The 10,532-nt window shown below is 33.9% G+C and carries 8 protein-coding genes; 4 read left to right on the top strand and 4 right to left on the bottom strand.

Annotated elements, in window-relative coordinates; translation table 11 throughout:
• Positions 1-78: 78 nt before the first annotated feature.
• Both OCV82_RS14970 and OCV82_RS14965 read right to left on the bottom strand, forming a co-directional pair.
• A complete protein-coding gene (locus tag OCV82_RS14970) occupies positions 79-480 on the bottom strand; it encodes a hypothetical protein (RefSeq protein WP_154045164.1) in 402 nt (133 codons plus the stop codon).
• A 7-nt stretch (positions 481-487) separates the two neighbouring features.
• A complete protein-coding gene (locus OCV82_RS14965) occupies positions 488-1,573 on the bottom strand; it encodes a hypothetical protein (protein ID WP_154045162.1) in 1,086 nt (361 codons plus the stop codon).
• A gap of 185 nt (positions 1,574-1,758) precedes the next feature.
• Here OCV82_RS14965 and OCV82_RS14960 point away from each other — a divergent pair, with 185 nt between their 5' ends.
• The 4 genes from OCV82_RS14960 to OCV82_RS14945 are packed head-to-tail and all read left to right on the top strand — an operon-like array spanning position 1,759 to position 8,605.
• Positions 1,759-1,971, top strand: coding sequence for a helix-turn-helix transcriptional regulator (locus OCV82_RS14960; RefSeq protein ID WP_154045153.1), 213 nt, complete (start codon positions 1,759-1,761; stop codon positions 1,969-1,971).
• 3 nt (positions 1,972-1,974) lie between these two features.
• Positions 1,975-3,984 (top strand): HsdM family class I SAM-dependent methyltransferase, encoded by a 2,010-nt coding sequence (locus OCV82_RS14955; RefSeq protein ID WP_154045152.1) that lies wholly within the window; start codon positions 1,975-1,977, stop codon positions 3,982-3,984.
• Positions 3,981-5,207, top strand: a complete 1,227-nt coding sequence (locus tag OCV82_RS14950; RefSeq protein ID WP_154045151.1) for a restriction endonuclease subunit S — start codon at positions 3,981-3,983, stop codon at positions 5,205-5,207. Before OCV82_RS14955 ends, OCV82_RS14950 begins: the two co-directional genes overlap by 4 nt.
• Positions 5,204-8,605, top strand: a complete 3,402-nt coding sequence (locus tag OCV82_RS14945; protein WP_154045150.1) for a type I restriction enzyme subunit R domain-containing protein — start codon at positions 5,204-5,206, stop codon at positions 8,603-8,605. Before OCV82_RS14950 ends, OCV82_RS14945 begins: the two co-directional genes overlap by 4 nt.
• 237 nt (positions 8,606-8,842) lie before the next feature.
• Here the strand turns inward: OCV82_RS14945 and OCV82_RS14940 are convergent, their stop codons facing one another.
• Together OCV82_RS14940 and OCV82_RS14935 are read right to left on the bottom strand one after the other, a co-directional pair.
• Complete coding sequence (locus tag OCV82_RS14940; protein ID WP_154045149.1) at positions 8,843-9,769, bottom strand: DUF1848 domain-containing protein; 927 nt, start codon at positions 9,767-9,769, stop codon at positions 8,843-8,845.
• Positions 9,766-10,479 (bottom strand): hypothetical protein, encoded by a 714-nt coding sequence (locus tag OCV82_RS14935; RefSeq protein ID WP_154045148.1) that lies wholly within the window; start codon positions 10,477-10,479, stop codon positions 9,766-9,768. Before OCV82_RS14935 ends, OCV82_RS14940 begins: the two co-directional genes overlap by 4 nt.
• Between the last annotated feature and the right edge of the window lie 53 nt (positions 10,480-10,532).

The following is a 10,532-nucleotide window of genomic DNA, read 5'->3' as shown; positions in this document are numbered from 1 at the left end:
CTTCAACATTTTCAGAGACAAGTCGAAATTTTTAATAGACAATCTATGCCGGCTTTACCAGTTCTAATCATACGGGGTTTACTGAATGCTTACGGTTAACAGATCCTGGTAAAACAATTCATAGTCATATATATGTAATACATTGATATTTTGCCTTTTTTCTATCTTTATTTTTAAACTTAATGGAACTTCTTCAGAGTAAGTTATTTCGTTACATTTTCTAATGAAATTTTCCCAAGTTTGTTCTGGGCTATGTGAACGATATGTAATAGCAATATCTTCTGCTTCTAAAATTGTTAAGCATAGAATATCACTTTCACCTAACTCTATACATATTTCATTTTCTGTTGGTAGTTGGTCTTGAAATCCTTGACATTGATACGAGGCTTCATACACCATTGATGTTTCCTTATTACTTTGTTCTTCTAGAACAGGGTGAATAAGAAGTCTTTGTACTATAGATGTAAATAAAGTATTCATAATTTAATTATTGCTGGTTTCTTATAAAATGTTCGTAACCTTCATCAGAATATATTACGACCATTTTATTGCCTTGAGTATCAACATCTGCTTTAATAACATTCTGTAGATTTTCTATTTGGCCTTTTATGGATAAATCCAAGTTGTCTGCCAAACGAACAACTTGCCTTCTCATTCTATCGCTAATACTTGTAGGTTGTTTTTGAAATGTGCGATCGAATTTTTCTGTCTCCGGAAGATTATGTAATTTGTTTATTAAAGAATCCTTATTAAGATTGGGATCTATTGGGATATAATCTCGTATCTTTTGTATATACTCTTCTATATTAAAGTTGTCATTTGACGAAAAATAAACAAGATTTAAGTTGAACAAATTTGTAAAATCTGTTTTATGCTCTTTTCTAATAGGAGATATAACTTTGTCTTTTATTGCTTTGTATGCTTTTATTGTATTTAGTTCATTGGTTCTTAATTCTTTTAATTCTAAGAAACTTTTCCACCAATACTTAGCATCCCTACTACTAGTATCACATACTAATACATTTGATATGTCGTAATTATGGTTGTTCAAAACATATTCTATAGATATAGCTTTATAAATCTTTTTTTTTGTTGGTAATCCCAACTTCTTATCCCCAGATTGCTCTTCCATAAATTCGGCATAATCTGCTTTTGCAAGAATTATCTTACAGCTACCTTCCTCATTAATTGTTTCAGCAATAATTAATACACCTTTAGGTATTGGATTTAATTGAGTATGATTGTCATTAAATTCTTTTTCTATAGATGATAGTCGGTGTGCAGGTCGTGACTCTATGTAGCTTTTGAGTTCTTCTGCTATTCCAACTTTACGTTCATCTTCGTCTGGAATAGAACATAAGGCATTAATTTTGGTTATAATGAAAATTACATCGTTGTAAGCTGTTTCATATTGTTCGTCAAAGCAATATTGACGAGTAACAGAATTATTAGTTAACTCTGTTGTAATAGCTTCAATATATTCACGAACATTTTCTGTCCTATCAAATACAGCTTCATTAGCAGAAGGAATATCATTTTGAATTATAAAGATCTTAGAATAACGTATTAGCATAACTTATGCTGTTTTAGGTTGAATGTTTATGTAATAATAATCATAGATAACAAAGATAATGAATGCGTTTGGTTTTTTGGCATATTTAATGTGCTTTTTTAAAAAAACAGACCGATGAATTAAGCATTATTGCTAAATTTGCACTATAAGTCAAACTATTATAATTAATAGACAAATTTAGGCATATGAAATCTCAAAAAATCAATAGATTAAAAGTGGTTTTGGTTGAGAATGGTAAAACAGGAAAATGGTTGGCTGAACAAGTTGGTAAAAATGAAGCTACCGTTTCTCGTTGGTGCTCCAACAAGATGCAACCATCACTTGATATGCTGGTTAGAATTGCAGAACTTTTAAATGTGGATCCTCGCCAACTGATAAATGGCGGTAATAAAGATTAAATAATGAAAGATATTCTATCGTACGAATCTGATATATGGTCTTGTGCAGACCTCCTTATTGCTACGGGAATCAAGCAAAGCGATTTCCCTAAATATATGATGCCGTTCTTTGCATTGATTATGCTCGAAGGACGTATGCGTAATGAAATTGCTGACATCATAGAGACTGAAGGATTGAATCGTGAAGACAATCTTGATGAATTTGTCGAAGCCTTTAAGGATAGAGAATGTGGATATAATGAGTATATTGTTAAAGACGGTAAGACTTTGTCGGACATCTGTAACAATGACAAGACTTTTGAAGATGATTTTCGTAACTACCTTTCAGGTTTTGATGGAGCATTAAAGGAATTGCTTGGTATAGAACGAGGTACAGACGATAGTAAATATCTGAATCTTGATGGTATTATTGCAGAACTTCGTAAGAAAGGTGTGCTTTTAATGTACGTAACAAAGTGGTCGCAAATTGATCTTTCTACATATAATAATTCAGAAATAACGACTCTTGAAGAACATATCAAGCGTAAATGGGCAGATATTTCTGCGGAAACCGCCGGAGAACAATATACGCCGGAGGATATTATTGCATTGATTGCAGAAATTGTGTCTGCTAAAATTAATATCAGCCATGATGATTATGTTCATTTATACGACCCGACTTGTGGAGGTGCTAATCTCCTTTTTGGGGTAGCAGACCGTTTGAATGATATTGGGTATAAATATATTGCGGCCAATGGTAGTGAGTGGAATGATGCTCTTTTCGCCTTGGCTAAAATTGAATCCCTGTTTCGTGAAGATGCAGAAATTAAATATGGCAACACCTTAACAACTTTACCTTTTAAGGGGAAAGAGTTTGATGTTGTTGTGGCAAACCCACCATACGGTATTCCCTGGAAAGGATATGAGAAAGAAATACGTAATGACCAGACGGGGCAGTTTGCGTTTTTCCCATCTGTCAGCGATGGTCAACTTTTGTTCCTTCAGCACAATGCATGGATGCTTCATGAAGATAGCGGTATTGTAATAGAAGTAAATAATGGTAGCTCTCTTTTTAGTGGAGATGCGGGTAGTGGAGAAAGCAATATCCGTAAATATCTTTTCGATAATGATTGGGTTGAAGCTATAATACAAATGCCGTCTGATGAGTTTTTCAATACAGGTATTGTGACTTATCTTTGGATTCTGAATAAGAACAAGCAAATTGAACGTAAGGATAAAGTTATACTTATTAATGCTTCTGACCTTTGGCAGCCGTTGAAAAAGAACAAAGGTTCCAAGCGTAAGGAAATGAATCCGGAACATCGTAAACTGATAGTTGATACTCTTGTACGCTTTGAAAACAATGATATTGCTAAAGTTTTCGATAAATGGCATTTCTATTTCAACAAACAACAGATACAACTTACTGAAATTGATAGTAATGGACGTTATGTTAGTCAATCACTTGGTTGTGCTGGTGAAGTATTCAAGATTAAGGATGCTGACATTATAGCTGTTAAATCTTCCGGTGTCTGGGAGTGGCCTCTCAATAATAAAGAAGAGTGGAAGAACCAGGAAGAGATGGTAAGTATGCGTAAAATTACGGGAGACACTATTGTTTGTACAGCTGACTATTTTTATTGGGAAGATAAAGAACACAATGTGGTTTTGCGTAGTTCTGTTGTTTCTGGTGTCCATGAGCTTCTTGGTTGTGGATATATTTCAGCGACATACAGTAGTACTAAGAAAGGTAGTAAAACGTGTACTGTAAAAATATCGGATTATACTTATAAGGATACAGAGGTTATATCTTTTGATCCGGATTCAAAACAAAACAGTAAGGATATTCTTACTTTCATGAATCGGTATATCTTTAAACCATATTGTCTTCTTGATAATACAGTTGGAGTAGAAGTGAATTTTAATAAGGAATTTTATGTTCCTGAAACTGTAGAACCAGTTGATTCAATCCTTGCTGAAATAGCTGAGATTGATAAAGAACTTATAAATTTTGATAAAGAATTGGGATTATGAGATTAAAAGACGTTGCAATATTAAATCCTAAATATGATGGAGAAGATTTAGATAATGAATTTGTCTCATTCTCTCCTATGGAATGTCTTAGATATGATAATCTTAGGCTTTATACTATTCCTTTTAAGGATGCAAGAGGTAAATATACTTATTTTGCTAATAATGACGTTTTATTTGCAAAAGTAACTCCTTGCTTTGAAAATCTAAATACAGCAATAGCTTCAAATCTTTTGAATGGTATTGGATTTGGGTCTTCAGAAATAAATGTTTTGAGGTTTTCTGATAAGTGCTATATAAGATACTTTTTTTATCTTATATGTTCTCGTCAATTTATTGATAAGGGATGCGCATCAATGTCAGGTGTTGGAGGACTAAAACGAGTTAATCCTCTTGCTGTAACAACTTTTGAATTTGAATTACCTCCACGATTTGAACAGGAAACCATAGCAGATTACTTAGATAAAGAATGCAATAAAATTACAAAAGAAATTGATTTGTTGGAACGAAAAATTAAGTGTTATCATAGTCTACAAAATTCACTTATTAATAAAGTTGTAACTAGAGGACTTAATCCTAATGTTTCTATGAAACAATCAGAAATCCCTTTCTTGAATGAAATACCAGAACATTGGCATATATGCCGCATTAAGGATTTGTTTAACGAACGTATAGAATTATCAGAAACAGGTACTGAAGATCTTCTTTCAGTTTCAGAATATTACGGGGTAGCAAAACGTGCGGATAAAGTTGATGGTGAAAATATAACCCGTTCTGATAGTTTAATAGGTTATAAAATTTGCTATGTTAATGATATTATATCTAATATCATGTTAGCTTGGAAAGGTAGTCTAGGGAAAACAAAGTATAATGGAATTGTAAGTCCAGCTTATGGTGTATATAAGCCGATTGTTGAACTTAATGCTTCGTTTTATCATTATCTATTTCGTACAAAAATATATAAAGGTATATTTAGAATCAATTCACGAGGTATAATAGAAAGTCGTTTAAGACTTTATACGACAAATTTTCTTGGATTATCTACAGTTTATCCTCCTATTGAAGAGCAGAATGGGATAGTTAATTATCTAGATGAAAAATGTAGTAAAATAGATGCAATAATTGAAAAAATAAAATTAAAAATAGAGCGATTGAAAGAATTAAAACGTTCATTGATAAATGAAGTAATAACCGGTCAGCGTACCATTAAAACCTCTGATTTATGACAGAACTTGAACTACAAGGTGAATATGTAATGGATTTCTTTTGTCGTCGTAATGATGGGCTTGGATTCCGTGAGGTTAAGAATAATGCCGTTACTTCTGATCTCTTTATACCAGCCGACTTAAAGGAGTTTCTGAAAGAAAATTCTCGTGTTAGTTGGAACAATCTGCTTAAACGAAGTGATTATAATGGGGATGAGCAGAAGCTGATTCGTGACATCATGGACGATATTCGTCGTAAGATAGAAACCAGTGCCAATGTTGCGATATTTCTGAATAGTACGACAAAGAACAAACCTTATTCTTTCGGTGGAGAAACGCTGAAACTTTTGTATGTCAGTGGTACGGAACTTCGTGGTGATGAGGATTTTGAGAAAAATATCTTTTCTGCTGTAGAGGAAATGACCTATTCTTTCCATCATGAGGGAAAAAGAATTTTTACATTCCGCCCAGATCTATCTTTTTTTATCAATGGTATATTTCTGGGATATGCTGAATTAAAGAGTAACTTTACCAATCAGACGGCGAAGAATAACGGGCGTAATAAAGTTATAACTGATTACTTGGAGGCTGTTTGGGAATATACGAAGATTGCCAATGGTAATGATGTGCAACAGTCGCTTCGTAGAACCATGCTTCGACCATTTGAAAAGTCTATACATCTTGTTACAACGGATATTAATAATACCTTTATATTGCGTAATCCGGGACAGTTTTTTGACGATGCAAAAAAAGGATTTCAGGAGAATATGATTTCCATATCGTCATTCCGTCCTGTTGTAGAGAAAGTGTTTAAACCACTACCAACTGTTTTGGATGAAAATGCAGATCCCCGTATCAGATTTGAAGAGGCCATGCGTTCTCTTTATTCAAAGAAGATGGTAGAGAAAGAAATTCTTTATTACAATTTTATGGCTTATACGTATAAGACCATAACTATAACAGAGAATGGTCGTAAGGTGCAGAAGAAGGAATATAAAGACAAGACTGGTAAGTTGATGTGCCCCCGTCCGAAACAGAAATTCGGATGCGATCGTATTATTGACCGTGTTCAGGAGTTTCTTGATCATGAAAGCGAGCCTAATTATTACATAGAAAAACTCCGTGCTGAGTTAGTGGCGATGAATGCTCCGCAAGACTTGATAGAACGTGTTGTGGCAGAAAGAGACAGCTATTGTAATAATAAATATGTCTATTCTCTTCTGTTGCAATATGCTGCCGGTTTTGGTAAAAGTAATATCATTGGGTGGACTGCATTACAACTTAAGGATATGCGCTATAACGGGGAGTGGGTTTATGATAAAATATTACTTGTTGTTGACCGTTTGCAACTCCGTGACCAACTTGATTCCATGATGCTCAATATGAACATAGACAAAGCTATGTTTGTAGAAGCAACAGATCAGGATACCTTTGTCAAGGCATTAAGTGACAAGCGACGTATAATCGTGGTTAATATACAGAAGTTTTGGGAACTGAAGAATGCGATAGCAAAAGCCGGAAAAGATTTCAAAAATCTTCGTGTGGCATTCCTGATAGATGAGGTACACCGCTCGAATACAGATGATGTGCATCAGGAAATGTTCTCGGCTTTTGATGAATTGCAGGATATTTTTGATGAAAATGGTGGTTTCCTTACCCGTGGTTCAGTTAAAAAGAATCTTATCGTAGGTTTTACCGCAACTCCAAGTCCGAGAGTGCTTGCCCGTTTCGGAGAATTCTACCGTGGAGCGAATTTTAATCAGTTATGGAAACCATTTGATGCCTATACGATGAAAGAGGCTATAGCAGACGGCTATATTCTTGATCCTACGAAACATATCATTCCTGTCAATGTAAAGATGTATTTTGATATGCCGCCAGAGCTTACACAGGCTGTGACGCAGGCTATTCAAGAGGGACGCGATGAAAAGATTACAATCGCTAAACGTAAGGTATATGAAAATCATGACAGAATTCTGGCTATATCTAATTTTATAGTGAACCGTCTACTATCACAGGTTTATGGAAAAATAAGAGGAATGGGTAAAGCGATGTTAGCAGTAAGTTCTATTCCGATTGCCATAGAATATTGTAAAGCTATTCGTAGCCTTATGGCAGAAAAGACAGCTACCGGAGCATTTACAAAATACGCTGATGCTCCTGTTGCTATTGTATATTCTGATAATCAGAAATACGAAAAATGCGCATCAATGAATGATGGTGTAGAAGAGGACCGCGTCATTGATAATTTTAAAACTGCCAAGAACGGAATTATCATTGTGGTGGACAAACTGCAAACTGGGTTTGATGAACCTAAATTGCATACGCTCTTTCTTGATAAGGAAATCCGCAGTATCAATGCCATTCAGACCATTTCACGTGTTAATCGTACTGCAAAATATAAAGAGGAATGTCATATCGTCGATTTTTCATTTGAGAATGTTAATGAAAAGAATATCCGAGATGCTTTTGCGGAATTTTGCGGAATTTCAATAACCGATTTTGACCCTATTCGCGAAAAGGCTGTTATAGAAGAAATATATCGCGGATTGTTAGCACAACCCATTTATATAAAATGGTTTGAACGTTACAAGGCTTCTTTGTCAGACAAAGAAGCTAATATGGCTCTTTGCCTTGAAATGGATGCAGATATACGGTCGTGGATAAAAAATATGGTAGATGCTCATGCGCAATATATTCAGGAAATAGAAAGTCGTGGGGAGCAGATTGATCCTGCTCACGCAGATGATGCTGCAAAAGCATTACGCAAGGCTATTGGAAGATATAATTCCAGACTTTTGCTTTTGCAAGGAGTCATTGAAATTGCACCAAGTTTCTTGGATGCTGCATTTATCGACTTCTGGAAGAGATATAGTTATATTTATCGTTCTATGTTTGAGAAATACAGTCCTCTTGGTTCTATTTCCACTTCATTTGACGGAAGCTTAGGACTACTTGTCGGTGAAGAAATCGAAGTTGAGGAGCCGGAAGAACCCAATGGAGGTGGAACAGAGGAACCAGCACCTGTATCAGGAAAGAAAGGAGGAAGACCAGGACTTGCAAGTATTTTTGATCAATTAGCCAGATTGAATGCTACGGAACAAGAGCGTGAGCAGGAAATGCAATTCTGGTTAAATCAGACAGAGCATTTATTTTCATTTTTCCGTGAGGATGGAAAATTTATGGCAATGCTTCGTAGCCCAAATTTCTCACGTGACGATATTGAGAAAGAGTATAATAAGCTTATTCGTCGTTATTTTAGGCAGACAAATGATACAAAGGTTCGTAAGCTTATTGATGAGAATAAGGAAATGTTCCTTGAAGAGTTCAAGACAGAAGTTTTGAAACCTGAAAATACATCTGCCAAGCTTTATGAAATACCTATTGATGATAACTCATTGAAAGCTGCTGAATCTTAATCTTGTTGTATCAATAATAATCCCGATGTATTATTAATACAGAGAATATAACGCAGGTGATCTGGTTTAATGATAATTAATCGTCTGTAAGAAACATTTATTATAAGAATACCAATCACTTCAGAATAAACTTTCTGAGGTGATTGGTAAATTAAATAGTATATATAGTTTACAAACACTTAATTTCATGAAAAATATTTTATATGGTTACGCTTGTTATTGTTTGCTATTTTGCTGTTAGAATAACAAATTCATTTTAAATGATTGTATTTTGCGCTCTTTTATAATATCATCTGGTTCTACATTCCCTATTAATAGAGGAGAGTTAGGATTGTGTCGCATTTTATTTTGAAACACCAAGGATTTATTAAAATTAGCGTAGCAATATACACAATTATGTGAGCAAGTATTATACTCACCTATATCAATACTCTGTACGCATCCACATTCTGAACGTTGATTTTTATCCTTAGAAACTATCAATTTTATACCTAAAAGGTCTTCTATAAGAATGTTATCAATGCATTTACCATGTTTAATACCCAACTGTTCTAACTCTATTTTTTCCGCACAGGATTGAACTGTAATTCCATAACTATTAGCTATTTTAACTATTCCCATAGCTAGAGAAAACATTTCATTTATATATGGTTCTCTTGCAGAGGTATTGATAATATTTCGCTGTACTTTCTTATATAAATCGATGAAACTTATTACACATGTATCAGTGTATGTGTACAATCGTTTGGCTATTTCTTCATAATACTTTAGATGATAATTTATATCTATTTTATCAGTTAATAAAATCGGATCGTATCTCCAAATTACACGTTTTGCCCCTATCTTATCAGATAACTGCTTAAATGTCTCAATAACAGAATTTTTCTTGGGAACTGTTAATTCAATTCCTGTATTATATGGATTAATTGTAAATTGGAAGTAATACATGTATTTGTCAAGAAGATTTAGTCTGTCAAGCATTGGCTTAGGATTCTTACTCCAAAACACAATACAGTCAATCAAACTAGGAGATAAGTTGATTTTGCTTATTTGATGCCTGTTCATTGGGTTTCTGACATATACAAAGCCTTCCTGTATACGATTAAAAAACCAATCTGCATAAAATGCCGGGATATCTGTCCTTCGTGAAACTGATAGTATCATTTTTGTGAATGATTTACTTTTATTATTAATTGAATACTTCCCTTACTCTCAAATGGATTAAAAGTTTGCACATTTTGCTCTACTATTGGTATGCTTAAATTGCAGGGTAATTTTGTCCCATAAATTGGTTGAAAATCATTAGGGGTTGCAAAATGACGACGGGCTACTTTTATTGCTGGTGAAAGTTTTTGAGCTAAATGCTCCATACAAATATACCCGGTTCCATCTTTATAAAACAAGGGAATATCATTTATTACCACCCATTTAAATATACCATTATTTATAAGATCTGCTAATCTATTAATAAAATCATCAGTAATATCAGGACTAAATTTAATTAGATCTGAAAAGAAATAATTAAGAATTAAAATATCAGCCCATCTATCTTTTATAAAGGAAAAGAAGTCCTCAGAAGTATATTGTACAATATGAGGAGTTTGTTCGAACCTATCTATATTAAAATTCTGTATTTCATTCCATATAGGATTTCTGTCTATTCCCATATAACTTATAGTCATATCATTGAGTGCTTGGACTGCACCATATAATTCAGTACTTGGACCACATCCAACGGACAAAATATACACAGGTCTTGTTCTATCCAAATAAGGTTTTATATCAGCTATGGCCTTTTCTATTTCGGAAGCATAACGATGACCATGTTTTAAAATATAGTTCCTATGTTTAAAATCGGAAGTGACGGATAACATAAGATAGCACTAAAAAAGCTATACCATTATAGTTAACTTTGTATATAAGAGAA

The sequence above is a fragment of the Bacteroides cellulolyticus genome, from assembly GCF_025567135.1.
GTDB lineage: Bacteria > Bacteroidota > Bacteroidia > Bacteroidales > Bacteroidaceae > Phocaeicola > Phocaeicola cellulolyticus.
The sequence above is the reverse complement of the archived record's forward strand: the minus strand, read 5'-3'. Positions and strand labels throughout refer to the sequence as shown.